Source organism: Corynebacterium sp. HMSC055D05 (genome assembly GCF_001810365.1).
In the GTDB taxonomy this organism is placed as follows: domain Bacteria; phylum Actinomycetota; class Actinomycetes; order Mycobacteriales; family Mycobacteriaceae; genus Corynebacterium; species Corynebacterium coyleae.
The window spans coordinates 38,565-63,316 of the sequence record NZ_KV801032.1; the positions used below are offsets into that span (position 1 = coordinate 38,565).

General features: G+C 61.2%; 30 protein-coding genes and 2 pseudogenes. 20 read left to right on the plus strand and 12 right to left on the minus strand.

Going from position 1 to position 24,752, the window contains the following annotated elements; all coding sequences use genetic code 11:
• Positions 1–26: 26 nt before the first annotated feature.
• The 4 genes from HMPREF2734_RS01550 (at position 27) to HMPREF2734_RS01565 (ending at position 3,843) form a co-directional block, all read left to right on the plus strand.
• A complete protein-coding gene (locus tag HMPREF2734_RS01550; RefSeq protein WP_070568635.1) occupies positions 27–521 on the plus strand; it encodes a DUF1707 SHOCT-like domain-containing protein in 495 nt (164 codons plus the stop codon).
• 37 nt (positions 522–558) lie between these two features.
• Positions 559–1,653 carry a hypothetical protein gene (locus tag HMPREF2734_RS01555; protein WP_070568639.1) on the plus strand — a complete coding sequence of 365 codons (1,095 nt, stop codon included), beginning with the start codon at positions 559–561 and terminating at the stop codon, positions 1,651–1,653.
• An 82-nt stretch (positions 1,654–1,735) separates the two neighbouring features.
• Positions 1,736–3,274 (plus strand): HNH endonuclease signature motif containing protein, encoded by a 1,539-nt coding sequence (locus tag HMPREF2734_RS01560; protein WP_070568641.1) that lies wholly within the window; start codon positions 1,736–1,738, stop codon positions 3,272–3,274.
• A 20-nt stretch (positions 3,275–3,294) separates the two neighbouring features.
• The gene (locus HMPREF2734_RS01565; protein WP_070568687.1) at positions 3,295–3,843 is read left to right on the plus strand and encodes a DUF488 domain-containing protein; all 549 of its coding nucleotides are present in this window, start codon (positions 3,295–3,297) and stop codon (positions 3,841–3,843) included.
• A gap of 52 nt (positions 3,844–3,895) precedes the next feature.
• Here the strand turns inward: HMPREF2734_RS01565 and HMPREF2734_RS01570 are convergent, their stop codons facing one another.
• Positions 3,896–4,747, minus strand: coding sequence for a trypsin-like serine protease (locus HMPREF2734_RS01570; RefSeq protein WP_070568644.1), 852 nt, complete (start codon positions 4,745–4,747; stop codon positions 3,896–3,898).
• Positions 4,728–5,567, minus strand: coding sequence for a DUF418 domain-containing protein (locus tag HMPREF2734_RS01575; protein WP_070568646.1), 840 nt, complete (start codon positions 5,565–5,567; stop codon positions 4,728–4,730). The genes HMPREF2734_RS01570 and HMPREF2734_RS01575 overlap by 20 nt, the downstream gene beginning before the upstream one ends.
• 83 nt (positions 5,568–5,650) lie before the next feature.
• Between HMPREF2734_RS01575 and HMPREF2734_RS01580 the strand changes: the two genes are divergently transcribed.
• Together HMPREF2734_RS01580 and HMPREF2734_RS01585 are read left to right on the plus strand one after the other, a co-directional pair.
• Positions 5,651–6,319 carry a response regulator transcription factor gene (locus HMPREF2734_RS01580; protein ID WP_208856611.1) on the plus strand — a complete coding sequence of 223 codons (669 nt, stop codon included), beginning with the start codon at positions 5,651–5,653 and terminating at the stop codon, positions 6,317–6,319.
• Positions 6,316–7,347, plus strand: a complete 1,032-nt coding sequence (locus HMPREF2734_RS01585) for a sensor histidine kinase (RefSeq protein WP_070568648.1) — start codon at positions 6,316–6,318, stop codon at positions 7,345–7,347. Before HMPREF2734_RS01580 ends, HMPREF2734_RS01585 begins: the two co-directional genes overlap by 4 nt.
• On the opposite strand, the gene aac(3)-XI is transcribed toward HMPREF2734_RS01585, so the two are convergent.
• Positions 7,344–7,790: an aminoglycoside N-acetyltransferase AAC(3)-XI gene (gene aac(3)-XI / locus HMPREF2734_RS01590; protein ID WP_046095284.1), complete on the minus strand. Its 447-nt coding sequence runs from the start codon at positions 7,788–7,790 to the stop codon at positions 7,344–7,346. The genes HMPREF2734_RS01585 and aac(3)-XI overlap by 4 nt on opposite strands.
• Positions 7,791–7,928: 138 nt before the next feature.
• On the opposite strand from aac(3)-XI, the gene HMPREF2734_RS01595 reads away from it, so the two are divergent.
• The 5 genes from HMPREF2734_RS01595 (at position 7,929) to arfB (ending at position 10,174) form a co-directional block, all read left to right on the plus strand.
• Positions 7,929–8,975, plus strand: a complete 1,047-nt coding sequence (locus tag HMPREF2734_RS01595) for an FUSC family protein (protein WP_070568651.1) — start codon at positions 7,929–7,931, stop codon at positions 8,973–8,975.
• Between the two features lie 96 nt (positions 8,976–9,071).
• Complete coding sequence (locus tag HMPREF2734_RS01600) at positions 9,072–9,389, plus strand: amphi-Trp domain-containing protein (RefSeq protein ID WP_070568653.1); 318 nt, start codon at positions 9,072–9,074, stop codon at positions 9,387–9,389.
• A gap of 21 nt (positions 9,390–9,410) precedes the next feature.
• Positions 9,411–9,539 carry a hypothetical protein gene (locus HMPREF2734_RS12300; protein WP_256375540.1) on the plus strand — a complete coding sequence of 43 codons (129 nt, stop codon included), beginning with the start codon at positions 9,411–9,413 and terminating at the stop codon, positions 9,537–9,539.
• 16 nt (positions 9,540–9,555) lie between these two features.
• Positions 9,556–9,699 (plus strand): putative glycolipid-binding domain-containing protein, encoded by a 144-nt coding sequence (locus tag HMPREF2734_RS01605; protein ID WP_246816754.1) that lies wholly within the window; start codon positions 9,556–9,558, stop codon positions 9,697–9,699.
• A gap of 31 nt (positions 9,700–9,730) precedes the next feature.
• Positions 9,731–10,174 carry an alternative ribosome rescue aminoacyl-tRNA hydrolase ArfB gene (gene arfB / locus HMPREF2734_RS01610; RefSeq protein ID WP_070568659.1) on the plus strand — a complete coding sequence of 148 codons (444 nt, stop codon included), beginning with the start codon at positions 9,731–9,733 and terminating at the stop codon, positions 10,172–10,174.
• 54 nt (positions 10,175–10,228) lie between these two features.
• Here arfB and HMPREF2734_RS01615 read toward each other — a convergent pair whose 3' ends face one another.
• Both HMPREF2734_RS01615 and HMPREF2734_RS01620 read right to left on the minus strand, forming a co-directional pair.
• On the minus strand, positions 10,229–10,489 hold the full coding sequence (locus HMPREF2734_RS01615; protein ID WP_070568690.1) for a HigA family addiction module antitoxin: 261 nt from the start codon (positions 10,487–10,489) through the stop codon (positions 10,229–10,231).
• A gap of 34 nt (positions 10,490–10,523) precedes the next feature.
• On the minus strand, positions 10,524–10,805 hold the full coding sequence (locus HMPREF2734_RS01620) for a type II toxin-antitoxin system RelE/ParE family toxin (protein WP_070568662.1): 282 nt from the start codon (positions 10,803–10,805) through the stop codon (positions 10,524–10,526).
• 129 nt (positions 10,806–10,934) lie between these two features.
• Here HMPREF2734_RS01620 and HMPREF2734_RS01625 point away from each other — a divergent pair, with 129 nt between their 5' ends.
• The 3 genes from HMPREF2734_RS01625 to HMPREF2734_RS12195 all read left to right on the plus strand — a co-directional run bounded on the left by HMPREF2734_RS01625 (position 10,935) and on the right by HMPREF2734_RS12195 (position 11,798).
• The gene (locus HMPREF2734_RS01625; RefSeq protein ID WP_034662589.1) at positions 10,935–11,180 is read left to right on the plus strand and encodes a ribbon-helix-helix domain-containing protein; all 246 of its coding nucleotides are present in this window, start codon (positions 10,935–10,937) and stop codon (positions 11,178–11,180) included.
• A 2-nt stretch (positions 11,181–11,182) separates the two neighbouring features.
• Positions 11,183–11,425 carry a hypothetical protein gene (locus HMPREF2734_RS01630; protein WP_070568665.1) on the plus strand — a complete coding sequence of 81 codons (243 nt, stop codon included), beginning with the start codon at positions 11,183–11,185 and terminating at the stop codon, positions 11,423–11,425.
• 211 nt (positions 11,426–11,636) lie between these two features.
• Positions 11,637–11,798, plus strand: a complete 162-nt coding sequence (locus tag HMPREF2734_RS12195) for a VOC family protein (RefSeq protein WP_246816755.1) — start codon at positions 11,637–11,639, stop codon at positions 11,796–11,798.
• A gap of 91 nt (positions 11,799–11,889) precedes the next feature.
• On the opposite strand, the gene HMPREF2734_RS12305 is transcribed toward HMPREF2734_RS12195, so the two are convergent.
• From HMPREF2734_RS12305 to HMPREF2734_RS01650, 3 genes are all read right to left on the minus strand, one after another.
• On the minus strand, positions 11,890–12,144 hold the full coding sequence (locus HMPREF2734_RS12305) for a HepT-like ribonuclease domain-containing protein (RefSeq protein WP_083308018.1): 255 nt from the start codon (positions 12,142–12,144) through the stop codon (positions 11,890–11,892).
• Entirely contained in the window at positions 12,065–12,394 is a 330-nt protein-coding gene (locus HMPREF2734_RS01645; RefSeq protein WP_070568668.1) for a nucleotidyltransferase family protein, read from the minus strand. The genes HMPREF2734_RS12305 and HMPREF2734_RS01645 overlap by 80 nt, the downstream gene beginning before the upstream one ends.
• 274 nt (positions 12,395–12,668) lie before the next feature.
• A complete protein-coding gene (locus HMPREF2734_RS01650; RefSeq protein ID WP_070568670.1) occupies positions 12,669–14,150 on the minus strand; it encodes an ApeA N-terminal domain 1-containing protein in 1,482 nt (493 codons plus the stop codon).
• Between the two features lie 69 nt (positions 14,151–14,219).
• Here HMPREF2734_RS01650 and HMPREF2734_RS12350 point away from each other — a divergent pair, with 69 nt between their 5' ends.
• Positions 14,220–14,798, plus strand: coding sequence for an RCC1 domain-containing protein (locus HMPREF2734_RS12350; RefSeq protein ID WP_210384714.1), 579 nt, complete (start codon positions 14,220–14,222; stop codon positions 14,796–14,798).
• A gap of 235 nt (positions 14,799–15,033) precedes the next feature.
• On the opposite strand, the gene HMPREF2734_RS01655 is transcribed toward HMPREF2734_RS12350, so the two are convergent.
• Entirely contained in the window at positions 15,034–17,037 is a 2,004-nt protein-coding gene (locus HMPREF2734_RS01655; protein WP_246816758.1) for a hypothetical protein, read from the minus strand.
• Positions 17,038–17,597: 560 nt separating this feature from the next.
• Positions 17,598–18,572 carry an NAD-dependent epimerase/dehydratase family protein gene (locus tag HMPREF2734_RS01660; protein ID WP_070568673.1) on the minus strand — a complete coding sequence of 325 codons (975 nt, stop codon included), beginning with the start codon at positions 18,570–18,572 and terminating at the stop codon, positions 17,598–17,600.
• A gap of 205 nt (positions 18,573–18,777) precedes the next feature.
• On the opposite strand from HMPREF2734_RS01660, the pseudogene HMPREF2734_RS12355 reads away from it, so the two are divergent.
• Positions 18,778–19,023 (plus strand): annotated as a pseudogene (locus HMPREF2734_RS12355) (alkane 1-monooxygenase); the annotation flags it as partial.
• Between the two features lie 46 nt (positions 19,024–19,069).
• On the opposite strand, the gene HMPREF2734_RS01670 reads toward HMPREF2734_RS12355, so the two are convergent.
• On the minus strand, positions 19,070–19,459 hold the full coding sequence (locus HMPREF2734_RS01670) for a heavy metal-responsive transcriptional regulator (protein ID WP_005290994.1): 390 nt from the start codon (positions 19,457–19,459) through the stop codon (positions 19,070–19,072).
• Between the two features lie 98 nt (positions 19,460–19,557).
• On the opposite strand from HMPREF2734_RS01670, the gene merA reads away from it, so the two are divergent.
• The 4 genes and pseudogenes from merA to HMPREF2734_RS12210 all read left to right on the plus strand — a co-directional run bounded on the left by merA (position 19,558) and on the right by HMPREF2734_RS12210 (position 22,629).
• A complete protein-coding gene (gene merA / locus HMPREF2734_RS01675; RefSeq protein ID WP_070568676.1) occupies positions 19,558–20,979 on the plus strand; it encodes a mercury(II) reductase in 1,422 nt (473 codons plus the stop codon).
• Positions 20,976–21,326 (plus strand): hypothetical protein, encoded by a 351-nt coding sequence (locus HMPREF2734_RS01680; RefSeq protein ID WP_070568677.1) that lies wholly within the window; start codon positions 20,976–20,978, stop codon positions 21,324–21,326. Before merA ends, HMPREF2734_RS01680 begins: the two co-directional genes overlap by 4 nt.
• Before the next feature lie 191 nt (positions 21,327–21,517).
• Positions 21,518–21,907 (plus strand): annotated as a pseudogene (locus HMPREF2734_RS01685) (peptide chain release factor I).
• A 368-nt stretch (positions 21,908–22,275) separates the two neighbouring features.
• The gene (locus HMPREF2734_RS12210) at positions 22,276–22,629 is read left to right on the plus strand and encodes a type IIL restriction-modification enzyme MmeI (RefSeq protein ID WP_016423158.1); all 354 of its coding nucleotides are present in this window, start codon (positions 22,276–22,278) and stop codon (positions 22,627–22,629) included.
• Positions 22,630–22,699: 70 nt separating this feature from the next.
• Here HMPREF2734_RS12210 and erm read toward each other — a convergent pair whose 3' ends face one another.
• Positions 22,700–23,554, minus strand: a complete 855-nt coding sequence (erm, locus tag HMPREF2734_RS01695) for a 23S ribosomal RNA methyltransferase Erm (RefSeq protein WP_070568683.1) — start codon at positions 23,552–23,554, stop codon at positions 22,700–22,702.
• Positions 23,555–24,752: the final 1,198 nt, after the last annotated feature.

Here is a 24,752-nt window from a genome sequence, read left to right on the forward strand (position 1 = left end):
GGGGCAAGCACAAATTGGAGGCAAACATGGACGAGATTCGCGTAGGCGACGCTGAGCGCTCGGAAGCACTCGACCGCCTAGGCACGCTGTTTGCGGACGGCTACCTGGAGGTCAGCGAGTTCGATGAACGCACAGCTCAAGCCGCAGTCGCCCGCACACGCGACGAGCTTGCAACGCTTTTCGACGATCTCCCAGACCAACCTGCAGCCCCCGCAAAGCCGTCCGTTTCTGAGATCGAACTGGAGCAAAAACTCGCGGCGAAAAAGAAGATGGATGCCGCCATGGTCGCAACCGGTGTCCTCGGAGCCCTCACATACTTCATCCTCCAAATTGGCTTCGACTGGGATTACGCGTGGGCAGTCTGGCCGATAACTGGTGTTCTGATGATCACCTGGTTCCCCGTGTTCAACATCTCTGAAGAAGAGGATGAAGTCCTCGAAGAGCTGCTACAAAAGGACAAGAAGGAACGCGCGAAGCGCCTCAAGCTCGCGTACGAACGCCGCAAAGAACTTGGGAAATAGCCGGATATTTCCTGTTCACGGCGGTTAGAGTTGACGCATGATATTGCGTCGCGCCCTTGCGCTTGTTGCTGCCAGTTCCGTTGCGTTCGTCTCCGCCTGCGCGGGTGGGGATTCACGGGAGACCGTGGTCGAGACCTCCGTGAAGTGGGTCAACCCTGACGGCTCGGAGATCGAAGGGGAAGATGAGCCGGATGGTGAGAAGGGGTCGTCGACAAGCAATTGGCGCGAGCTGTACGCGACAGTCCTTGACGCGCCAGGCGAGCAGAATTTCGACGTTCCGCTGGCCACGGATGGCGAGCTCGATTTCACGCTGAACGGCAATTACAACTACGCGCTCGTCGAAGCCAACGGTGGCGGCAACCCGGAACTGCTGCTCAGCCAGTGGGGCGACAACATGTACTCGGACCGTTATGCCAGTGTGTTGGTGTTCACGACCGATGGCGGGTCGCTGGAAGTTGCTAACCAATCACTCGTATACGGCGCTGCTGGCGCCGGCGGCTTCCGGGCTGGTCTCTATGCCTCGCAGCTCGGGCATGGCTTGTACCAGACCACGCACTCTTCGGGCACGGGCAAGGGCCAAAGTACCTGGGTAGATCTGGAGGGCTCTTCGTTGGTTGCATCGCAGGAATCCTCTGATTTCTACGCCATGAATCCGTCACCGCTACACCTGGTCATTGACTGGATGACACTCGAAGACCGAGCACCGCTTGACGCTGGCGAACTCACCGTTCACCTGGAGGAAAGCACTGTCGAGAGCGTTGGCGGCGAGGACGTTGTTATCGAGGGCACTGTGGTGATGAAAACTGGTGCCGAGCTGCAACCCGAAGGCATGCCAAACGGCGAGGACCCCTCGAGCGAATACTTCCTGCTTGAGCTGGATTCTCCCCAGGAGTTCACGGATTACCAGCACGCCGGATCCGTGTACACAAAGTCCACGGATTCCGTGAGCCTGGGGCGTCGGGAAATCGGCGCCCGTGGCCACCAGTACCTCCAAAACGTCGAGTGGGAGAAGGTCGTTGGACAACGCGTGCGGTTGACCGTTGCGCCGCAGTACATGCACTTCCAGACCGACGCTGGAATGCCAGTGGGTGCGCTTCGCGTTGGGCGCTACGAGAAGGTGGAGATTCTTTAAACGTTCGAATCTATGTTCGAACATGGCGGGGTGATGTCTTGAGGGGTTGATAGGTTTATGGCAACTCACGAAAGGAGGGGCCATGACCAGCGAAATCACCCAATGCGTCAACGATATTTCCGCTGCGCTTCGCACATTGAGCACGCTTTTCGACGACCCCTCCACCCTCGCGTTCGACGACATCCGCCGCGACATGGAACGCCTGGAAGAACAATTTAAGAAGAAGGCAACCATCGACGCCGCGTTCGCATTTATTGCCGAACGCGACGACGCCGGCCGCATCGTCGGCGCCAACTACCCCAACGCGTACCTCCAGCAATACCTCGACCTGTCGAAGGGCGAAGCCTACAACCGCCTCGAGCGCGGTCGTTTGCTGTTTGGCCCACCGCCGGAGCCTGCTGCTCCCCCTGTTGAGGAAGAACAGGATGACGACCTTTTTGGTGCCGCGGACGAGGACCGTCAGGAGCAGCAGGAGCAGCAAGAGCAGCAGCGGGAACAGGACCGTCAGAAGCAGCAGCAAGACGACGCTCGCAAGAACTCCTCCCAAGTCAGCGCCGAAAAGCAAGACATCATCCGGCGCGAACTGGACAAGCTTCTCAAGGCCGCCGCCGGCGAGCGCACCCGCATCTACGCCGACGCCATGGCCGAAGCGCTCCTGCGCAGCCCGGAAGACCTCCGCCAGTTCGTCCGCCGCGCCGTGGCCGAAGCGAACCGGAAGCACGCTCCCCACTCGAACCCGAATGCGGGGTATGAAAACCGAGGTTTGTCGTTTGGTCGTCGTAAAGCAGATGGCACCGTGGACATCCTCATCAACGCCACCGCCGGCGCCGCCGCATTGATCAAGGCGCACGCGGACAAAGGTCTCGCGCCGAACTCCAACCTGCCCGCCGACCAACACAACGAGGTCGATTCCCGCACCCCACAACAGCGGCGCTTCGACCAGTTCTTCGCTATCTTCCAGCAGTACGAACAGGACTGCCAGAAGAAGAACGGCGGGGCGGCTTCGGTAGTGATCTCGATGACGCTCGACGACCTTGCCGACGGCGACGCCTCCATGCTCTACGACACCAACACCGGCATCGAAGTCGACTGCTTCGACCTCATCCGCCTTGGCATGGACGGAACCACCGACTTCCTCCTCCAAGTCGACGGCGTCACCTCAGTGCCGCTGTGGATGGGCCGGACCACACGACTCGCCTCGGTCGAACAGCGCATCGCAATGTTCGCCATCCAAGGCGTGTGCTCCTGGCTGGGCTGCACGACCCCAATGACGGAGTGCGAAGCCCACCACATCCTTGCCTGGATCAAGGGCGGCAACACCGACATCGAGAACCTCACCGGCCTGTGCCGCGAACACCACAGGTGCAACAACGACAACAGAGACGGCTCCTTGAACAAGGGGTACATGGATTACGACCCCCAAACAGGCAAAGCCGGGTACCGAAAACACCCCTTTGACCCGCTGAAATACAACCAATCAGTACCCGCGAAACACTCCGCAGTCAGCAGAATTTACGCAGCCAAAGGAAGATGCGACTGCGCCCGGACCGGGACACTCGACCCTGCCTTTTACCCACCGGGCCCCCCACCTGGTAGCCCACCGATGCCCAAAGGTGCCTAACGGTGCCTACCCTCGAAGGCATGCGTATTTTCACCGTCGGCCATTCCAACCTCGAGTTTGACCAGTTCACTGGCATGCTCGAGGCTTCCGGCGTGCGCGCCATTGTGGACGTGCGCAAACTCCCCGGCTCCAGGAAGTACCCCTGGTTCAACGACGACCACCTCGCCACACACCTACCCGAGCACGGCATCGCCTACTCCCGAAACGAAGGCCTAACCGGGCGGCGCAACGTCTCCAAGACCATCCCCTTTGAGGTCAACGGAAACTGGCGCAACCGCAGCTTCCACAATTACGCGGACCACGCGCTTGGTAGCGAGTTCGTGCAAGCCCTCGCAGAACTCAGAGACCAGGCCGCGGAAACCCCAACGGCGATCATGTGCTCGGAAGCAGTGTGGTGGCGCTGCCATCGCCGCATCATCGCCGACCACCTCCTCGCCCACGGCGACGACGTGCAGCACATCATGGGCATGACCCAGCATGGCCCCACCCTGACCCCCGCAAAGCTCAACGACGGCGCCACCGTCGGCGACGACAAAAAGGTGCGCTACCCGGCACAAGAAACCGAGTAGCGCACCTCGAGTTTTAACCCTGTGCTCTAGCGAGAGTGGCTAGCGAGTGCGATTAGTTAGAACGGCGACGCAGCAGCACCAGGAAGCCAGCAACCACGAGGGCCAAAACGCCCAGGCCGATGGCAACGTTACGCCAGGACGCCGATGGCTCAGCCTGCGATTCCGGAGAGGCGGTCGCGGAAGAGTCTGCCGCCTCACCACCAACAACGCTGCGGATCCACTCGGCCTGCTCAGCGACCGGCGCCACCGCGACGGCGGCGTTGGAGGTCATTTCCTCCTCGGTCGGGTTCTCGGGATCCTCGAACAGACCGGCCGACATGACGCCAGCAACCTTGCCGTCGGCGAAGATGGCGCCGCCGGAGTCGCCCGGCTGGATGCGGGCGCCGTTCTTGAGGGCGACCTCGAGGGCGGTTGGGGCGTCGAAAAGGGCGAGCGGGGAATCGCCGCGGACCTCGGCCTCGGCGGAGGGCAGCTCGGTGGAGCCTCCCGAGCCGTCGGAGGACCAGCCGTAGATGTTCACAGCGCCGGCGGGGACCTCGTCGGCAACCTCGGCGAACGTGTCTAGCTGCATTTCCTCTTCGGTGTGGAGCAGGGCGATGTCGCCGCGCGGGGCGACCTCGTGGCGGTCGACTTTGTAGACGCGCTGGTCGTCTCCCTGGCCGGTGCGCACCGAGCCGCCCGGCTTGGCGGCGGCCTCGACGCAGTGGCGGGCGGGGATTACCCAGTGGGGGTCGATGGCGGTGCCGGTGCAGACGCCGTCGTCGGGGTCGGAGTCGTCGACACGCACGGAGACTACGGGCTTAGCTTCGTCGGTGTCGCCGGCGAAGGTGGTGCTTTCCATCGCCCATGCGGGTTGGGCGACGAGGGCGCCTGCGACGGCGAGGCTAGCTGCGAGCTTTTTCACGATTGTTCTCCTTCACTACCGCGGTGATGCGGCGAATTACAGTTTCAAGCGGCCCGCGCTTAAATATCGCGAGCCATACGTAAGCGATCACGATGGCGCCGCCCACGGTCACCCACACGTTGAGCCATTCGGAGGTGAGCACGTGGATGCAGTACAGGGTCAGCGGCATCCGCCCCAGCGGCGCGAGCCATCCGAGCCACCGTTGCGCCAGGCAGCACAGGGAGCAGATGCTTATCGACGCCCCCACGCTGCCCACAACGTCTATGAGCCCGCCGGTGTGTCCGGTGGCGTCGAGAAGCGGTGGCAACGGTGTGGTCCAGCGCAGCGCCACATCCAGGGCGAACAGCGCCCCGCCGACCACGAGGCCGGGCCACAACGGCATGTGGCGTTTGAACAGGATGCCGGCGATCATGAGCGTGGCCCACATCATGGGCGGGTACGGCCAGGACGACGGCGCGAGCACCGCCGAGCCAAAAGTGAGGGCGCACGCGAGCCACAGCAACAGTGGTGTGTCCCAGCGTGGCGCCCAGGCGAGCAGCGCCATGCAGACCCCGATGGTGCCGAGCACCACCACGATCGACCCCGAAAATGGGGCGAGCGCGAAGTGCAGGGCGATCAGAAGGATGCCGCGCACGATGAACTCGGCGGGCTGGGCGCGCATGTACCCCATTGAGACACCGGCGATGAAGGCGAACAGTGCGGCCGGGAAGCCGAACAGCACCTGTGCGGTGATGCCGTCTTGGACGGTGAGGTGCGCGACCATCATGGCGACGAGTGCCACCGCGCGGGCGGTGTCGATTCCTACGTTTCGGGTCTGCATGGCTGTGGAAGTTACGCAACCAGATGTTGCGGTGACGTTAACGTGGACGCAACACCCCCGCCGATACGATCGGGGCCATGACAATTCGGGTACTTGTGGTCGACGACGAAGCCTATCTCGCCGACGCCATCGCCACCGCACTCAACAACGCGAATATGCAGGCCACCGCCGTGTATGACGGTGTAGAGGCGCGTTCGCGTATCGACGACACCCGCCCCGACGTCGTCGTCCTCGACCGGGACCTGCCGGGGTTGCATGGTGATGAGGTGTGCAGGTGGGTCGTCGATACGCATCCCGCGACCCGGGTGATCATGCTGACCGCATCCGGGTCCCTGGACGACAGGCTGGAAGGCTTCGGGCTCGGCGCGGACGACTATCTGCCCAAGCCGTTCGAGGTCCCGGAGCTGATCGCGCGGGTTAATGCGTTGGCGAAGCGCAACGCCCCGGCGCGCGGCGAGGTGTATCGCTGCGGGGATGTGCGCCTAGACACCTTTCGGCGCGAGGTCACCCGTGGTGGCGAGACGGTGCCACTGAGCCCGAAGGAGTTCGCGGTGCTCGAGGTGCTCATGGAAGCCGACGGCGGGGTGATCTCTGCCGAGGACCTGCTCGCGGAGGCGTGGGACGAAAACGCGGACCCGTTCACCAACTCCCCGCGCGTGACGGTGTCGCACCTGCGCAAGAAGCTGGGCGAGCCGCGCATCGTGCACACCGTGGCCGGCGCCGGCTACTACGTGGCGGAGGAGGAACGATGAGGCTGAGTTTGCGGGCCCGCATCACGGTGATGTTCGTGGCCACGGTGCTTGGGATGGGGTTGGCTCTGATCGGGCTGGTGTATGCCTACCTGAAGCTCACCCCGGTGCCGGTAACGGCCACCTTCCCCACGGTGGAGGACGGCGTCATCATCGACGGTGCCGTGCCGATCACCAGCGAGATCCTGCGCCGCGTCCTGCTCGCCTCCCTGTCGGTACTTGCCCTGTTGACCCTGCTTGCGGGCGTGATCGGCTGGTTCGTGGCAGGCCTGGTGATCAAACCTCTTCGCGACATTGCCGACGACGCCGCCACCGTCACCCGCGGCGACCTCTCCGCCCGCATCACCCACCATGGTCCCGACGACGAGGTCGGCGAACTCGCAGACGCGCTCAACGTCATGCTCGACGAATTGGCGGGCGCAGTGGAGCGCCAGCGCCGGTTCGCCTCCAACGCCTCCCATGAGTTGAAGACTCCGATCGCAACCATCCAGACCATGGCAGACGTGGCCCTGACCGGCGACGACGGCGGGCTGCGTCCCACGCTAACCCGCGTGCGCGAGGTCAACGCCCGCAGCGCCGACACCGTCGCCGCCCTACTCCAGCTGGCCAACGTGGACGTGCGCGACCGGCAGCGCCTCGACCTGGCAGAACTGTGCCGCGAGGTGTGCGCCGACCGCAACGTCCCCGCCGACGCCGTGCCCGTGACCGTGGACGCCTCCCCCACCCTGACCCGCCAGGCGGTGGACAACCTGGTGCGCAACGCACTCACCCACGGCAACAACCCCGCGCTCACCCTGCGCAAGGTGGGCAACTTCGCTGAGGTCACCGTGGAATCCGGCGGCGAGACCTACTCCGCGGCCGAGGTTGCAACCTGGACCGAACCATTCGCGCGCGCCGAACGCACCGCAGGTGCCGGCCACGGGCTCGGGCTGGCACTCGTCGATGCGATCGCGAACGCCCATGGCGGATCCCTGGTGCTTGCGCCGCGGGCCGGTGGTGGGCTCGTCGCAAAGCTATCGCTTCCGGCCTAAAGCTCCCGGATGTAGAGCAGCATGCGGGAGCCTTGCTCGATGTTGGTCAGGCCGTGGCGCTCGTAAAAGCGGCGCGCATCGGTGTCTACCTCGTCGACGTTGATTTGTAATTCGCCGGCGCTGTGCTTGCGGATCTCCTCGAAGACCCGCTGCAGCAGCGCCGTGCCGACCCCGCGATTGCGGTGGGCAGGTGCGACGTAGAGCTCGTCGAGCATCGCCACCGGCCCGTCGTAATACGGGCTCGGGCGCAGGGTGACGTAGGCGAAACCAATATCGCCGGCGAGGAGAACGAAGGCGTCGTCGTGTGCGATGATCTGCGCAAACCGCTCCTCAAGGCCTTCGGGAACCGGGGTATCAAACTCTGTGTTGAAATCGCGCAATAGCTTTGCGACGACCCCCGCGTCCGCTACCTCCGCGACCCTGATCTCGTTGGTTGTAGTCATATGCGCACACCTTAACGGCCCTCTTCTGAAACATTTTGAAGTGACCATTAGAGTATTTCGAGTGCCCTAGCAGGGCAGCATGAGAAAAGTTCGATATTGAGGAGGCCCCGGTTGCGTCATTTCAGCCCACTATTCACGATGGGACCTGCACGACGCGACCACATCCCCGCCTTCCGCACCGCGCTCGGCGTGGCCATCCCCATGTTTACCCTGCTGGCGCTCGGACGGCTCGACCTTGCCATCTACGCGAACTTCGGCGCTTTTACCGGCGTGTACGGCCGCCATGCCACCCGCGAGGTCCGTCTGAAGCACCACATGCTTGCCGGCACCGCACTGACCTTGATGGTCACCCTCGGCGCCACCATCGCGTGGTTTGATGTCAGCCCCTGGATCCTGCTGATTGTCACCTCTATTGCCTCGTCTGTGTGGGCGACGATCGCGCTGGCCACCGACATGAAGCCGACTGGCTCCGTGTTTGTGATTTTTGCCGTCGCTGCCGTCGGTTCCTTAAGCAACCCGGTCCATCCGCTGCTCGCCTTTGCCATCGCGGGCGGCGCGGCGCTGGTGTGCCTTGTTTTAGGTTTGTTCTCCCACCTCATCGGCGAAGGGCCGGGTGGCGACGCGAAGGAAAGCGAAACCCCCACCCGGGCCCCCGACGCAGGCCGCGTGCCGCGCCGCCGCCTTGCGGTTGAGGCGAACCGGTTCTTCTTCGCCCCGCTGCTCGCCGGCACCTTGGGACTGATCTCAGTGACGCTTGTCGACCCCCTCTCCCACTCCTACTGGGCCATGGTCGCTGCCGCCGCTCCCCTGGTGAACTCCCGGTTTAAGGTGCAGTACTTCCGTGCCATCGAGCGCGTTCTTGGCACCCTGACCGGCATCGCTGTGACCGGCTTCCTACTGTCGCACCATCCGCAGGGCTGGCAGATTGTGGTCTGGATCGTCGTACTGCAGTACCTGACCGAGATGTACGTGACCCGCAACTACACCATCGCCGCCAGCTTCATCACCCCAACAGCGCTGCTCATGGTGCAAGCTGTCGACGCCGCCCCAGTCGGCCCGATGCTGCTCGCCCGCACCGCAGAAACCATGCTCGGCGCAGTGGCCGCTTTGGCGATCATCGCGGTGGGATACGTGCGCAAGTACCCCACTGTTGTGCTGCCACGGCGTGGCGACGACCCCTACTAACCACCATTTTCCCAGTTCGCGCCTTTTTTATTCGCTATACTGGTGGCGGTTGCCCGTAAAGTTCGATCGGGCTGGGTGAGAAAGGATGGGGTCACAATGACACAAAACGCGAATACTTCCCGCAAGAGCCGGAAGCTACTCAAGAGCAAGACCGACTTCAGCCGCGACCAGCTGGCCGACCTGTTTGAATCCCTCGCCACCCGCATCCGGGCCGGCGACATCACACTTGATGCCGGAGAATCCGCCCTAGCGATGGAACTGCCAGGTACGTTCCGCACCACGATGGAGGTCACCGACGCACAAAAGCGTCGCGGCATCGAGCGCGAACTCGAGCTGGAAATGAAGTGGTACGTCGATGACAACGGCGCCCCCGTTGATACGGAAGCGCCGGCGTCTGGGTTCACGATCTCCTAGCGTCGCGTATCGCCGAACCCAATGTCTTCTGGCACATCGACCGGTGCTGGGAATGTGCTCGTCGTCGGCGTGCTGGCAGAGCTCGGGGTTGACGTGGACGGCCGAGAAGGTCCTCGGGTTGGCGTGGGGCGCAATCAGGGCTTGGATTGATATACCGTCCCTCCAGGTGATCGCATCAGACCAGTACTACAGCTCCGTCGATGCTGAAACTGTCCGATACGAAAGCGGAACACGGGGAGTCGACGTCGAGTTGGAGGTCGACGGTGACGGAGGGGTCGTACATTACCCTGATCTCGCACGGCGGGTCTGATCCGGAAACAACTCTAACTACGCTGGGCGGTATGAACGACCTGACCATCGCGCCCGGCCCGGGGATCCCCGGTGGCCTCGTCGTCGCCGCGGCGGACCTGTCGGAGCGGTTCGCGAAGGCATCGGGCCCGGGCGGCCAGGGCGTCAACACCACCGACAGTAAGGTGCAGCTCTCCATCGACATCGCGGAATGCGCATCGCTTTCCGACGCCCAGCGTCGCTGCGCCCTGCGTAACCTCGAACACCGCCTGGACGGCACGGTGCTCACCGTGAGCGCATCGACGCAGCGCTCGCAGGTCCGCAACCGTGCCGAGGCGCGGGAACGCATGGCCATCTTGTTGCGCGAGGCGCTCGCCCCACCGCCTCCCCCGCGGCGGAAAACGAAGCCGACGCGCGGCTCGGTGCGGCGCCGTCTCGAAGCGAAAAAGCGGCGCTCGGAACTCAAGTCCACGCGACGGCGACCCCAAATTCCCTAGTTCGAACCATCCGCGTGCATATCCTCACGCTGACGGACCTGGTTCGGGTAACCGCTACGTCGAGACAGCGTGAATCGGCTGAATCCTCTCGATCTCGGCGAGGATTTTGTCTTCTGCCACATCCAGGTCGTACTGGGTCTGTAACCCGAGCCAGAACTGGGGGCTCATTCCGAAGAACTTCGCTAGACGAAGGGCCGTGTCAGCGGTTACAGCGCGCTTACCGTGAACAATTTCGTTGATCCGGCGGGGCGGAACGCCGATGGAGACGGCGAGCTTGTGCTGGGTGATCCCCATTTCCTTGAGAAAGTCCTCCATGAGGATCTCACCGGGGTGAACCGGAGGGAGCTTGTCAGTGGTCGTCAACGATCTCAACCTCCTCTGGCCTCGCGGCGGACCACCGAAAACAGATCCGCCACTGGTCATTGATTCGAATGCTGAACTGACCCCGCCGATCACCTTTCAACGCCTCAAGCCGGTTCTCCGGGGGATTCCGTAACTCATCAAGAGTCTGCGCGTGCCCAAGCTGGCGAAGCTTGCGCAGCGCTACTGAGTGAATGCGGGAATCGATCGAGCGAACCCGCTCTCGATTCCACAAACGCTCGGTGTCCTTGTCAGCGAACGACTGGATCATGCTTCACCTTATCCCCCCCATAACGCGAAGCGTCAATAACGCTACACGTTAAATTTGAACTCGACGGATTGTCGAAAGAATATAACCTCCCCCTAGCCGCCAAGCCTTTTCCGTATTACGATTACGTGCATGAAAACTATCAACGGGAAGCTAGTCAGCGAAGAGCAAATCGATGCGTGGGTAACCGAAGCCGAGAAAGGCTACGACGTAGAGACACTTCGTCGACGTGGAAGGAAACCTCGAAACGAAGATGCTGCGAAGGTTATCTCCATTCGGCTTTCCCCCGGCGAGATATCGGACCTCGACAAGTTTGCGGCTGAAAACGGATGGTCACGCTCTCAGGCAATCCGCGAAGCGCTAAAGAATGCTATTTAGAAATGGACGTACGCCGAAGCGCCACGAAACACGGCATCAAGCCAGACGACTCCGTTACTGCCGCGACTTCAGGCTGCGTTTTTAAGACCCCACTCGATGAGGAACACCCTCAAAGGGAACTGCGCCTCGGGTTCGACGGCTCAATGAGATTACTCGAGATTGTCGTACTCATCTGGGATGACGGCACCGAAACGATCATTCACTCCATGAAGGCACGCAAACAGTACCGCGCCCTGCTCGACTAGGCACGAATATCTTCGAAGAAACCCGGTGTGCTTACCGGATACAGCAATCATGCGCTCGCCAAGGCATTGCAAGTGTCTCAAAACTCGGCGAGTTTTGGTCCGCCGCAACCGGTTGCGAAATCGCCGCGGATTACGGCGATTTTGTGATGGTTGATTCCACCCCGGCGCTGGGATTTCAGCGCGTTAAGGATCCGATACCTGGGAAAACCGCATGCACATCGACGTTGGCGGGGCGGAGCGCGAAACTTTAATAGAACGCCTCAAAGACCTAGGCGCTACCGAACTCATCACCCACGAGGCGCCGGGATTGGTGTGGACTGTCATGCAGGACCCGGAAGGCAACGAGTTCTGCGTGAGTATTCCCGGGGCCTAGCTACACATTGAACTTGAACTCGACCCCGTTCCGTAGCCGAATAACCTTTGGAGCCGTGCCGTCAGTCAGCAGAGATGTGGCACCGCAGCGCCTAGGCAAGAGGAGGCAGATGAGTATCGACGACATCGCGGACCACGTCGATGTCGACGCCGAAATACTGGTGCACCAGGATGTTGCGGAGATCCCGAATCTGAGGCCAGACGATCTCAGGGTGCGCGCCGGTGATCTCATCGGGAAGATGGTTCACGGCTTCGCCGGACTGCGACTCACAGCGGCACCGCCTCGGCGAGCGTCGAAGCGGATACCGGGTGCCTGAGCAACTGGGCAGGAAACACATCGATGCCATCGCGCCCGAACAGAGCGCGACTCTCCTCGAGCAGACCAGACGCACGCATCAGGAGACGTCCCTCCGCAGGGTCCATCCCGACGAGGATGTCGATGTCCGATCCTGCAGACGCGGTGCCGCGCGCGACGGACCCGAACAACTTCGGGTTGGTCGCACCGTACCGATTGAGGAGCACCTGGAACTCGTCAAGACGCGCAACGAGAATCTCGCGTAGGGCAAGCGTCTCAGGCGTCATGACGGTCTCAGACATGCTTCCGGGGGTAACGGGCCCGGCAGCACGTCGACATGGAGCTTTGACACTGAAGCGGAACTCCACCGCGTTCTTAAGGGCCGACGACATTCTCCCGTCTCACCGCCGCACCAGGCGGCACTGACGCGCTGCCACCACTTACAGCCGGTCGTCTCGCCCGCCCGCCATGACGCACTCAACGAACGAGCGATAGAGCAGGCTTACACGCGTCTCGCACTAAACGACCGGGCAGCAGCGTCACGGAGGTTCCGAAGTAGCGGCTATCGCAGTGCACCTAAGGGTTTGGTGAGGGAACCAGCCATTCGGCAGCGGTACGAAACGTAGCCCTCAGTTGCGGGTGCTCCCGCACGATCTCTCGCTGTCGCTCTGCCGGCAACCCGAGCTCGTGCAAGACGTTGAGGATTACGACCGCGGTCGTCACCTCGACGACGGCGATCAGCTCCTCGATGGAATGGTTGGGCGTTCTGCCCTCGTGCGCGAGGTCATTGCGGGCGCGCGTCGTCCACTTCGCCCAATGGTCGACATCCGGTAAGAGCTGTGCGATCGCTTCCTGATCGGGTCGCGCGGCGAGGGCATGGAGCCGATCACGGAGGGTCGGGTCGTTGCGGATCGCTCCCTTGAACCTGTTTCGGTGCTCATCGGGAACCTGCGCCAGCATCGCCTCTCGCATCGCCCTGAACTCCGCGTTGGGGAACGGTTTCTCGTCGATGCGGAGGTTGCGGTGCAACACCTCGGCAGCACCGACTGCCGTCAGAAGATTGTTCTCAACAAAACGGGCCGGTGCGTAGCGCAAGCCCAAGATCATGTTTGTCGCTGCCTCCAGGCGGCCATGGGCGTCGCACCATCGGGGCATGACCTCCTCAAATGGGATCGTGCCGCAGGTGAAGAACATTCGGTGGTGATCGACGGCTTTCGCGTCGTGTTTTCCAAGCGCGGCCGGTGAGTAGAGCACATCGGCACGTCGGCGCGGCAGCGGGCGGCCATCAGGGAAGTGCGACTCGGTCCCGGCAACTTCCAGTCGGAGCCAGATCACTCCGGCCGCGCGATGCGTCGCCAGGGAGATCAGGTCCTGCACCAGGCTCGCCTCCTGCAGAGCAACACTCAGAGAGAATGGTTCGGCTGGCACGACGCAGATGGACACCGTGTCCCGCACACGTCCGACGCTTCCTCCCTTGCGCTGGTCGAAGAATGGAAGCGTGTGCGTGTGCTGAAGGCGATACTCAGTGTCGTCGACTACGACCGATTGCGCCTTGACCGGCTTCACCGAGATACGCCCGGTCCCGTCGATCTTGCCGTCGGGAGCCCCGAGGGATCCTTCGAACACAGAAGACACCGCCCAGAGACTCAGATCCTCGACTGAGACTTCTGCCCTAGCGAACGCCGGATCCGCGTCACCGCTGACATGCGCGCCGATGATGGCGACCGTCGCGGTCACGGTCTGCTTATCAGGGCTCGCCACTCGCGCACCCATGGTCCTTCTGGTGCTCCTAGGAACACAGCCGAGCAGTGTGATCTCCCTGAGCTCGGCCACACCGTGCATGACTTCCCAGGTGCGGGTTCCTTCGTGAACAGCAGTCCATCCAGACGAGTCCGTCGTCAAGATCCGATCCTCGAAGGTGCCGATCAGCGACAGAGAGAGACCATCTTCCGGGTCGTACCGTAGGACACCCGGGACCTTCTCGCTAGGGGCTTCCGGCAGCCACCACACGCCAGCCCACTCGCCGGCCTTGTCGAGGTTGAGAGGATCATTAGGCATCGTGCTCCCGGTCCGGGCTCCTTCCTGTCTTGCGGCCAGATGTCAGGTCGAAAATCTTTACTCCACCACATGCCCCCCCACGTAGGACAATCTACAGCGAGATCATGGTCAACTGAGATCGGATGCGGCGACTGGCACACAATCGCAGTTCGACGCGACGGCACAGCCCTCGCAACTGGCAACAATCAGCGAGGGCAGACCGACGTCGCCCGGTGGACACACGTGTCCGAGGTCTCTGCCGGCTACCTGCACACCGTCGGCTTACACGACGACGGCACCGTCGTCGCCGTCAGCGACGACAGCAGAGGCCAGTGCGAGGTGTCATCGTGGAGAAGCATCACCTCAGTGGCAGCCGGCTCCGTCCATACGCTCGCGCTGAGCCAGACCGGAAGGGTCTTCGGAACGGGCGACAACCAGTTCGGCCAGTGCGATGTCCAGTCATGGACCGGCATCACAGCGATCGCAGCCGGAGCGAGACACTCGCTCGGGCTGCGCGCCGACGGAACAGTCGTGGCTGCGGGCCGACGAAACAGTCGTGGCTGCGGGCGACCACACCGAGCAGCAATGCAATGTCAACGCCTGGGCCGCTCGACCACAGATGAACTGAAGTCCAGCGTGCCCGATAATCGGCCGTCGATCACACGTTGAATCTAAACTCCACCGAGTTCCGGCACATAGGTACATCTGAACACAGGGTTCACGTGCTCCCCCTCCCCACGGTCAGTGCTCGCTACTGATCAGGGGACACAGGCTCACCCTCGACGTGGGTCAGCCTGCAGGACGCCACGAAGGAGGTACCGCGCCATCACGCCGGCAGGGAACCCGGCTGAGACGCCACATACTAGGGATCTGAAGAGGGCTCGACCATGCCAGCGGTCGGCCCCTATTCCTTCGCGAGCACGGCGTTATCCGTCAGGCAGAAGTCATCGTTGATCTTGATGACCAGCGCAACGAGTAGGCGGAGCGCTGTTAGATACGTGTGGCGGTGAACGCGGTCGTCGTCACCGTCTGCCTGTGATCCATGGAGGTAGCGGTTGCGCAGGCTAGGTCCGTTGCTGAACTCCTTATCGTTAAGGAAGTAGTTGAAGTAGCTGACCTCCGCGGCGCTGAGCAGCGTTGATCGATGCACCAGCCATCCGGCGCTCACCATCTCGTCAATGGCTTTCTGGCCGGCCGCCGAATGATGGAGACAGCTCGTCACCTCGTACTCCCAGAGTTCCTTGAGCACATGCAATTGTGGCGCGCTTGCAAACGCAATTCGGTCACGATCTCCGGTCAGGATGCCCTTCTCGACCAGGAAGTCGATGTTGCGCTGTTGGTACTCGTGGAACTGGTCGTAGGCGATGTCATTGGCGATGACCAAGTGGAGGAAGCTCTCTGCCTCCAGATCGCTGCTGATGTGCACCAATCCGGATTGGTCCGAGAAGAGCAGGTGCTGAATTCCTTGGATGTCCGCGTTGTTGGCAACGTAGGCGTACTTATCCACAACCTGACTCGGGATGTCGCCGTAGGAAAGCTGCTCCGATGTGATTGTCAGCAGCTCCGGGTCAACCTCGCCGTAGTCGACATGCAGCGTGAACTGCTTGAGGACGCTCTCCATCTCTGAGAACAGATGGCGGCTCTTCTCAAGGTAGGTAGCGGTCGGGCTGGAGGCGCGGTACTTCAGCCCCTTGGCACCGAACTCCTGCTCAAGGTAGTCCGTGAAGAACCAAGCGATGACCAACTCGAGCTCTATACCTTCGGAGCTGAGGAAGCGCTCGTACATCAAGGTCTGGAGCAAGGACGCCTGATCCTTGAGCCTGAACACCGCCCCCGTCCGGTAGTCGCCCTTGCCCGGCGTACCCATGAACCGCTCGAAGACGCCAAGTTGCGCTCCGTAGGAAGGGAGTTCCAGGAGCATGTGGTCGTTGGCGAACTGGAACAGGTGAACAAAGTTATTCAGGATAGTCGGGTAGTCGAGGTTCTCCGTGAGCCAGGTTCGACTGTAGGAGTACTTGCCAACCATGCCGTCCAAAGACTGGACGACCTCTTCGACCTGATCGGCCGAGATGCCCACTTCGCAGCCGGTCTTGATCCCCTCCGTGGACTCGAACATCTTCTTCGTGAGCGCATCTGCCTTGCGACGAGCCTTTAGCTTCAGTCGAGCATCGACGCCGGTGTTCTTGTCAGCTCGTGCGGATGCGATCAGCTTGACGAAGTTGAGGTTAGGCTCTTCCTCATCGAGATATCGGTCAAACAGGCCACGCTGATCCGCGGGAGTAAAGCTCTTCGGAAGATGGATTGGATCCCGCCCCTCGGACTGGAGGAACTTCCGCGCAAGCAGCTCAGCATTGCGCGGCTCATCGAGTAGCAGGGCCCGAATCTCCTGGTCGTAGGCACGCACGAGTGTCTGGCATGAGAGCAGATCGTGCGGGTGGAAACTCTGCTCTTGAAGTGCAGCAAGCACGATCGAGTCAGTGCAGCGCTCGAAGACCTTGTTCTTTCCGAGGAGATCGAGGACGTCTGTGCGGTACTGAAAGTCAACGTCCTGAACGAGCGTTGAGAAGGTGGCGTCAGTCACTTTGCCGAAAAACCTGCCGATGACTTCCCGGATCTCGGGGACGTGCGCCAGAGGCGCGTCTCGCTCTGCTTCGGCCAGGTCCTTCGGGAGAACTTTGTGTTCTAGGAACAACGCGAGATGATGCAACTCAACGATGTCGTTTATGCCTTGATCGCCACGAGTAGCATCGAATTCACGGACGAGCTCTAGGAGGCGGTCGGCCTGCCAGAAGGTTCCGTAGTCGCTGAGGCCGAAGAACTTCAGTCTCTTCTCTGGTCCGCTTTCCGACACTCGAATCTCCCTCCCGGTAGGCGTCACTCTATACAGTTCGGGGGCGCCTAGTGACACGAATTTGAAGTTGTTGCCTGATCGTGCAGCAGTCCCCTTGGGCGGAGCCGTCGTCCACGTCGATCGTTGCGCCGGCTCCTCGTTCTGTCGTGGAGGCGAGCCGAACTAGCGGCGCATCACCCCGAGGCGGACACGACCTACGTCTCCATGGGCATAGTCCCGCGCCCCATCGGGCTCCTCCCCACCGCGGAGCGGCGCACGACGGACGATGTACAACTACGCGGGTAGGTCCCTGGCAAAAGCGCCGGGCACTAGTCCTGACTCAACACTCGACGAGAATCATCAACGAATCTCACTAGTTATTGAAACGGAACTCCACGGAGTGGCGAAAGAAGGCTACCTCACTCAGTTGCAAGCGATTCGAGAAGCCGAAAAGTGTGCCGCAAGGCGTTTCCTGCTCGGAAAGGCAGCCTCTGCAGGCTAGATCGTTCCGCGTCATGAAGAGCTAGCACCGCCGAAGTTCCCCTCAAGTCAGATTCGGACTCATTCTCACAGTCAGTCGCGGAACGAAACCCAACGTAGTACGGTCCCGACTGCAACTAAAACTGTTCCTGCCGAAACTAAATACCATCTTCTAACCGCTGGCGAAGCACGACTTCCTCTTCATCGCTGAGCCCAGCGAGTCTTTCCCCCTGCTGTTCTTCTTCGAATCGCAGCGCATCCGCCAATGTTTCTTTCAACGGGCGAATCTGCAGGCCAGCTTCGTAGGCTGTGGCGCAATCGAGTAGCGCGATGTTGCGAAACTGTTCACCTGGTACCCACAACGGCAACGATTTTGGGCCCATCCACGGGGTTACATCATTAGCGAGAAGCAGTTCATCAGAGCAAGGTCGCTCCGTAGCCTCCGATGCGGTTAACTCACGCGAAATCTTGAACACATCGGACAAGGAAGTAGCAAACCCCGTGGCGTTAAAGGTTCCGAAAGTTCCAACTTCTGCAGACTCAACTATCCAGTCTGCAAGGTCTTTCACATCAATCATAGCGACGGGAAACGCCGGGTCTGGGACGATCACGTTCTCACCCGTGGGATGCGCGAAGCGCCACGGATAGTAACCACTGCGCCCTGTTTCGTCGCCGTAGCCGGCGATCAGACCGGGTCGAACTACCATTACCGACCTATTTATGTTGCGATAAATCGTTTCGCAAGCAGACTTTGCGGCCGGGTACTGCCCCATGTTCTCCATGTAGTCAATTTCAAGCGGAGTGACTACGGAATCAGACTCGGAAGAAATACTTCCTTGGTCCTCATATACGCTGCTCGAAGACAGAAATATACGATGCTTGGCCTGGAGTTTCGTCGCCGCATCCCGCGCATGCTTCGGCTGACTCGTCAGATCCACAATGGTGTCCCAAGTTTTCCCCGCAACCTCATCGTACGCACCGTCACGGTCACGGTCTGAACTCACAAATTCGGCTCCGTTGGGAACCTTCCCGTTACCCCGCGCGAGGCAAGTAACTTGATGTCCTCGGTCGATTGCTGCCGCCGCAATGTGTCCTCCAAGGAAACCGGTACCACCGAGCAATAAAAAGTTCATGTCACTAGTTGTACACGAAACCTTCTCACACGTGACCAGTCCTAATCCCAGCGCATCCAAGCTGGAATAAGATGTCAGAGCAGGATTACCCCACCATCTGTCAGAGCTTCTTATTCGGCTAACCTACACGTTGAACTTGAACTCCACGGTATGTCGTTGCAAAGTTACCCCCTCTCGTTAACACCATCAAAAGGAGTGTTATCCAATGAAAGCGTTCGGCTTCTTAAGCTTCGGGCATTACGCCTTCGGCAGCTAGTGCGGGCCATCTGCGGAAAAGATCGCCAAGACTCGTCTGGAGATCACCCAGGCTGCGGACGAAATCGGCGTGAACAACGCGTCCTTCCGAGTCCACCACTTCGCACTGCAGGCCTCCGCCCCGATGCCGCTGCTGTGTGCTATCGCGGCCACCACCAAAATCATCGAGGTGGGCACCGGCGGCATCGACATGCGCTAGCGCATACCGGGGTTGTAGCGTTTGAGTCATTGACTCCCGCCGTCTACAAGTACCTACACACTTGATCGGTGCTGCACGTTTCAGGATCCGGGTGCGCGGCGTCCTGGCTAAGGTCCGCGATAGTGTCGCGCAGCACGGAGAGCTGCGCGATCTGCTGCTCGATCTCAGCGAGGCGCACGTCAAGCAGGTCGCGCACGTGCTCGCAGGGCGCATGGCCGCCGTCGCGGATGTCGAGGATCTGGCGGATCTGGGCGAGAGTGAGACCCGCGGCCTGGCCGCGGTGGATGAAGTCGATCCGAGCGACCGTCTCGGGCGCGTAGTCGCGGTATCCGGACGGCGTGCGCTCGGTCGGGGGCAGAAGGCCCTGTTCCTCGTAGAAGCGAAGGGTCTTCGCGGTAGTGCCCGCCCTCTCGGCGAGTTCTCCGATCCACATTGCTGTCTCCCTCCGTGGCCGCGCTTGACCTTCCCCTGCACTGGAAGGTCCAGTATGGCTGAGACAGAGCAGAAAGCCAAGAGTTGACAGGAGTAGCGATGCCTACGAAGTACGATCTCGCCATCATCGGATCGGGAGGCGGCGCGTTCGCCGCTGCGATCCGCGCCAGCACGCTCGGGAAGTCGGTGGTGATGATCGAGCGCGGGACGCTCGGCGGCACCTGCGTGAACACGGGCTGCGTCCCGTCGAAGGCGCTCATTGCCGCGGCCGGCGCGCGGCACGTCGCGGTCGATGCCGCAACCCGGTTCCCCGGGATCGCGACGACGGCGGATCCCGTCGACATGCCCGCGCTGATCGCTGGGAAGCAAGCGTTGGTGGAGTCGCTGCGCGGCGAGAAGTACGCCGACGTCGCCGACTCCTACGGCTGGCAGGTCCTCCGCGGCGACGCCTCGTTCGTGGGCACCCCTGATGCGCCGGTTCTCGATGTTGCCGGATCCGACGGAAGCGTCGAGTCCATCGAGGCCCACCACTACCTGGTCGCGACTGGTTCTCGCCCGTGGGCGCCGCCGATCGACGGCCTGAAGGAGACCGGATACCTGACCTCGACCACGGCGATGGAGCTGACGGAGGTCCCCGAGTCGCTGCTGGTGCTCGGCGGCGGCTACGTCGCCCTGGAGCAGGCGCAGCTGTTCGCCCGCCTCGGCTCGCAGGTCACGCTGCTCGTGCGGTCCCGGCTCGCCTCGAAGGAGGAGCCGGAGGTGTCGAAGGCGCTCCAGGAGGTGTTCGCCGACGGGGGCATCCGCGTCGTCAGCCGCGCAGTGCCCACCCGGGTCTCCCGCGGCACGGGAGGCGAGGCCGTCGTGACCGCCGCCTTGTCCGGTGGCTCGCAGGAGTTCCGCGCCGACCAGGTCCTGGTCGCCCTCGGACGCCGTCCCGTCACCGATGGCCTGAACCTCGATGCGGTCGGGGTGAATACCGGAGACTCCGGCGAGGTGGTCGTCTCCGACCGGCTGCAGTCCTCGAACCCGCGGGTCTGGGCCGCGGGCGACGTGACCGGGCACCCCGAGTTCGTCTATGTCGCCGCCCACCACGGCACCCTCGTCGCCGAGAACGCGTTCGCCGACGCCGACCGGTCCGTCGACTACGCCCGCCTGCCGCGGGTGACGTTCACCGGGCCCGCGATCGGCGCGGTCGGGATGACCGAGAAGGACGTCCTCGCCGCGGGGATCCGCTGCGACTGCCGCGTCCTGCCCCTGCACCACGTGCCCCGCGCCTTGGTCAACCGCGACACCCGCGGGTTCATCAAGATCGTCGTGAACGCCGAGACGAACGAGATCCTCGGCCTGACCGCCGTCGCCAAGGACGCCGGGGAGCTCGCCGCCGCAGGCGTCCACGTGCTCGGCAGGACCGTCGCCGAGGTCGCCAACGCCTGGGCCCCCTACCTGACCATGGCCGAGGGCATCCGGATCGCCGCGAAGGCCTTCACCACCGACCCGTCGCTGCTGTCGTGCTGCGCATGAACGGCAACACAGGCAATCGGGGAGATCTCATCCTGAAGCAGACGATGAGCGCCGATCAGGACCGCGACGAATGGCGCGCCGGTCCCGTCGTCGCTGCAGTGACCGGGCTGCTCTTGCTGGCATGCTGCGCGCTTCCGTCGCTGCTCTGCTGCGGCCTGCCGTTCATCGCGGCGGGCGGAGCACTCGCAGGCGTCGGTGGGCTCCTCGGTAATCCCTGGATCATCGGTGCCGGGACCGCCGTCGTGATGGCCGTCACGGCGGGGATGCTCGTCAGGCTACGGCGGCGGCACCGGCGCCGCAGGTCCGGCTGCTGCGAAAATCCTTCGACCGCTGATCGGAACCGGTAGTTCGAGGGATCCAGCGATCACTGCCACCTACGGAGGCCGCTGAAATCGAAGCCCGACGGGAGAAGGAGGAGCAAAAAGCGTTCGAATCAACCGGTGACGAGGATAATACTGAGGCTGGATCCCGGCCGTCGCGACGCGGTCTCCGCTTCCGCCGAGACGAGAAAGAGTTGTGCGCACCTAGGCTGGGCGGCATGAACGACCTGACCATAGCACCCGGCCCGGGGATCCCCGACGGTGCGGTCATCGCCGCCGATCTCGCGGAGCGTTTCGCGAAATCGTCGACTCCAGGCGGCCAGGGCGTCAACACGACGGACGGCAAAGTCCAGCTTTCCATCGATGTCGCCGAATGCGCATCGCTTACCGACGCCCAGCGTCACCGTATCTCGCGCAACCTCGAGCACCGCCTAGACGGCTCCGTCTTTACCGTGACTGCGTCGACTCAGCGGTCTGTGTTTCGCTAGTGGTCCTCTCGCCTGCACCTGCGACACAGCCTCGTGTCCCCGGGCCGTAGCGTTCGGGGGAGCACAATAGCCCCAGTCCTCATCACGTCCCGGGATCAAAGAGTTCATCGCAGAGGTTAAGCACTATACGTTAAATTTGAAATCGCAGGAGTGTCGTCGATAAATAACTATTCGATGCGCAAAGTACAACGAAATACCGCTAGAAACAGACAACATATGGGGGTGCACAGAAACACATATAGGTTCTGCGGAAAACCTATAGGGTGCGTCGCTAAGAACCGCTGTGCGCAAAAAACATAAAGGGTTTACGGACCCGGTCCCAGACCCCTCAATACTCTGAGCCGGAAGAATGGAAAGTGGAAGGTTGATGTATCCCCACTATTTATTTTTTCCGTTTTTCGGAGTACATCGGGAGCTACAACTGCGGACCAGCTCTGTGTGAACTAGATGAGAAGGCGCAGCAGCGAATCATCGACGCTGGACAGTTGGTGCTGCGGGCACGCGAGCGGCACCCCCAGCGGTCACTCGCGGAGCACTACAACCCGTTATCGATGGACCCAATTCTGCTCAAGGCTCACAACAACTTGGACCGGGAAGTCGATAAGGCTTTCGATGTGGCACGCAAACTCACCAACGAGCGCCAGCGCCAGGAGCTACTGTTCGCCAGCTACGGGGAGTTGGCGAGGGGCTATGTCTCCTCGCTTTCATCAAAATCGAAACCACCAGCAGGGTCGTTCCCCGTGCGGGTGATTTTGATCGGTCCCGCTGCTGGGTGTAGAACCCTGTCGCTGGCAACGCCGGGAACTATGACTGTGCCCGACGAGAACACGTCACTGCCATAACGCGGCTCACGGTAGACGAACATGGGTCGTTCACTACTACTGGTGGATTTCGGTTTTGGTGGAGGGGGGATTACCGCCGCCGGCCTCGATTTTTCCGTTGAGGAGGGCGTTGACTACTTCCCGATTGTGAAATGGGCCGATGGCGCGGTGAAGAGGAACCAGTCACCTGGAAGAGATCGATCCAGTCGCTGGTGTGCAATCTGGGAGGTAGGGTTGCGGGGTCGATTCCTCGCGAGCGCAACCATGATTGTGTCTCTGAACGTGATGAAAACAACCCTGCCCTTCGGAGAATTTCCCCTATCCCGCGTCCCCGGGCGGTGAAAACGGTGTGCACCATCGCCTGAAAGGCTTTGCGTTGCTCTATCGGGATCTTCGGGTCACCCACCCGGCGGATCACTAAGATCCCCCCGTCAACGTTTGGCTGTGGCCGGAAAGCAGACCTTGGTACCCGAGAACCCAGGTGAAATGTGAACCATGGGGACCACTGAGCCGTCATCATCGTGCTTGCGCCTACCCCGGCCCGGCGGCGAGCGACTTCCCACTGCATGAGGAGTACAGCGTCAGTCCATGCTGGCGCATGCAGCAACTTTCGAAGAATGGCAGTGGTGAGGTGAAAGGGAATGTTTCCCACAATGACGCAGGGAGTGGCGGGTAACCGGAAGTTAAGGAAATCATCATGGACCACTTCGACCGACGCCGAGGCGGTCTTTTTTGTGAGTTTGGCAGCTAGTTTTGCGTCCACTTCAACTGCCGTTATCGCCCTCCCCAAGTGGGCCATCGGGTGAGTGAGGGCACCGCTTCCTGGTCCGATCTCAATGATGGGGCCGGAGGTTTGTTTCACAAGGTCGATGATGGAGTTGATGATCTTGTGGTTGGTGAGAAAATTTTGGCCATGCTCGTGACGGCCGTGTCCGTATGCAGACATCAGGTGTGCTCCTTGGATTTGAAAGGGAGCCGGGCATGGCAAATGGCCGCCCGGCTAAAGGACCGGAGCGGTTTCTAACCTGCGGGAGGGAGAAAACCGCCTTAGCGGCTGGTGAGCGGGGGCATGAAAACGGAACCTGAAATCAACATGGGCCTATCGTATCCAATTAATTTCGCAGGGTCCAATACGGTGAGAAAGAAGACAACCGCACCGCAACAGTGCAAGACCTCTCTGGATTGGAATTTAATTGAACATGGGTTTGGGGTACGACGCGCCCTACTCGGAGTGGCACGGACACTACGGCTGCGCGCCCACACACAACAGTAAAGAGCTCGGCAATGCACAGACACGTAACGAGAGCGCCACAAATGTATGTACGTTTAAGTTACAGCATCGACACTGACGCTCCACATGGAGGGACGGCCGCAGCCCTGCAGCAAGCACACGGCAGGGTGTCTGCTTCGGGCGACGTGAAATTACGCAGAAAAATACGAAACACATCACCGCAGGTCACGGTAGGTATTTGCGGGTCATTTCGTAATCTCGTAAACGAAACGAACAAAACTGCGAAACACAAAAACATACGTTGAGCAGCGTAAATGGTTTTCGTTTCGTAATTTTTCCACTTTTTGAAGAAAATCTAAATAAGAAGAGACACCTTGATTGCGATTGTGTCCCGTGTCACATAGCTGCAACCCCTGCAGCGTGCCCTCAACGAGGACGCTCTGTGTCGTAGACATGTGCCTGCAATGCGTGTCTGTGTCTCTCTCTTAAAAGGTTTGGGTCGAAATACCGCAAAATTACGAAACATCCCCGAAATGTGACGTGTCTATGCAGGTCACAGCGTTATCGCGTGTTTCGTAGTTTTGTTCTTTTCGTTTGCGGAAATCACGAAACCGCAGGTAGAGCGTTTCGTAATTTTTTCGTATTTTGATCGGCAAATTACGAAACGAGGTCAAAACTACGAAACGAACACACAACACCTGTGTTGCGTGTCACACAACGGCGCGCCACGGACGTGTTGCAGCGTGGCAGTATCCCGGCCGTGTCACATAGCTGCAACCCCTGCAGCGTGCCCTCAACGAGGACGCTCTGTGTCGTAGACATGTGCCTGCAATGCGTGTCTGTGTCTCTCTCTTAAAAGGTTTGGGTCGAAATACCGCAAAATTACGAAACATCCCCGAAATGTGACGTGTCT

What these genes read in the sequence shown, in the direction of transcription:
- HMPREF2734_RS01550 (WP_070568635.1), top strand. Translation starts at nt 27, where the DNA reads ATGGACGAGATTCGCGTAGGCGACGCTGAGCGCTCGGAAGCACTCGAC.
- HMPREF2734_RS01555 (WP_070568639.1), top strand. Translation starts at nt 559, where the DNA reads ATGATATTGCGTCGCGCCCTTGCGCTTGTTGCTGCCAGTTCCGTTGCG.
- HMPREF2734_RS01560 (WP_070568641.1), top strand. Translation starts at nt 1,736, where the DNA reads ATGACCAGCGAAATCACCCAATGCGTCAACGATATTTCCGCTGCGCTT.
- HMPREF2734_RS01565 (WP_070568687.1), top strand. Translation starts at nt 3,295, where the DNA reads ATGCGTATTTTCACCGTCGGCCATTCCAACCTCGAGTTTGACCAGTTC.
- HMPREF2734_RS01575 (WP_070568646.1), bottom strand. Translation starts at nt 5,567, where the DNA reads ATGCAGACCCGAAACGTAGGAATCGACACCGCCCGCGCGGTGGCACTC.
- HMPREF2734_RS01585 (WP_070568648.1), top strand. Translation starts at nt 6,316, where the DNA reads ATGAGGCTGAGTTTGCGGGCCCGCATCACGGTGATGTTCGTGGCCACG.
- HMPREF2734_RS01595 (WP_070568651.1), top strand. Translation starts at nt 7,929, where the DNA reads ATGGGACCTGCACGACGCGACCACATCCCCGCCTTCCGCACCGCGCTC.
- HMPREF2734_RS01600 (WP_070568653.1), top strand. Translation starts at nt 9,072, where the DNA reads ATGACACAAAACGCGAATACTTCCCGCAAGAGCCGGAAGCTACTCAAG.
- HMPREF2734_RS12300 (WP_256375540.1), top strand. Translation starts at nt 9,411, where the DNA reads ATGTCTTCTGGCACATCGACCGGTGCTGGGAATGTGCTCGTCGTCGGC.
- arfB (WP_070568659.1), top strand. Translation starts at nt 9,731, where the DNA reads ATGAACGACCTGACCATCGCGCCCGGCCCGGGGATCCCCGGTGGCCTC.
- HMPREF2734_RS01615 (WP_070568690.1), bottom strand. Translation starts at nt 10,489, where the DNA reads ATGGAGGACTTTCTCAAGGAAATGGGGATCACCCAGCACAAGCTCGCC.
- HMPREF2734_RS01620 (WP_070568662.1), bottom strand. Translation starts at nt 10,805, where the DNA reads ATGATCCAGTCGTTCGCTGACAAGGACACCGAGCGTTTGTGGAATCGA.
- HMPREF2734_RS01625 (WP_034662589.1), top strand. Translation starts at nt 10,935, where the DNA reads ATGAAAACTATCAACGGGAAGCTAGTCAGCGAAGAGCAAATCGATGCG.
- HMPREF2734_RS01630 (WP_070568665.1), top strand. Translation starts at nt 11,183, where the DNA reads ATGGACGTACGCCGAAGCGCCACGAAACACGGCATCAAGCCAGACGAC.
- HMPREF2734_RS12195 (WP_246816755.1), top strand. Translation starts at nt 11,637, where the DNA reads ATGCACATCGACGTTGGCGGGGCGGAGCGCGAAACTTTAATAGAACGC.
- HMPREF2734_RS12305 (WP_083308018.1), bottom strand. Translation starts at nt 12,144, where the DNA reads ATGGCATCGATGTGTTTCCTGCCCAGTTGCTCAGGCACCCGGTATCCG.
- HMPREF2734_RS01645 (WP_070568668.1), bottom strand. Translation starts at nt 12,394, where the DNA reads ATGTCTGAGACCGTCATGACGCCTGAGACGCTTGCCCTACGCGAGATT.
- HMPREF2734_RS01650 (WP_070568670.1), bottom strand. Translation starts at nt 14,150, where the DNA reads ATGCCTAATGATCCTCTCAACCTCGACAAGGCCGGCGAGTGGGCTGGC.
- HMPREF2734_RS12350 (WP_210384714.1), top strand. Translation starts at nt 14,220, where the DNA reads ATGCCCCCCCACGTAGGACAATCTACAGCGAGATCATGGTCAACTGAG.
- HMPREF2734_RS01660 (WP_070568673.1), bottom strand. Translation starts at nt 18,572, where the DNA reads ATGAACTTTTTATTGCTCGGTGGTACCGGTTTCCTTGGAGGACACATT.
- HMPREF2734_RS01670 (WP_005290994.1), bottom strand. Translation starts at nt 19,459, where the DNA reads ATGTGGATCGGAGAACTCGCCGAGAGGGCGGGCACTACCGCGAAGACC.
- merA (WP_070568676.1), top strand. Translation starts at nt 19,558, where the DNA reads ATGCCTACGAAGTACGATCTCGCCATCATCGGATCGGGAGGCGGCGCG.
- HMPREF2734_RS01680 (WP_070568677.1), top strand. Translation starts at nt 20,976, where the DNA reads ATGAACGGCAACACAGGCAATCGGGGAGATCTCATCCTGAAGCAGACG.
- erm (WP_070568683.1), bottom strand. Translation starts at nt 23,554, where the DNA reads ATGTCTGCATACGGACACGGCCGTCACGAGCATGGCCAAAATTTTCTC.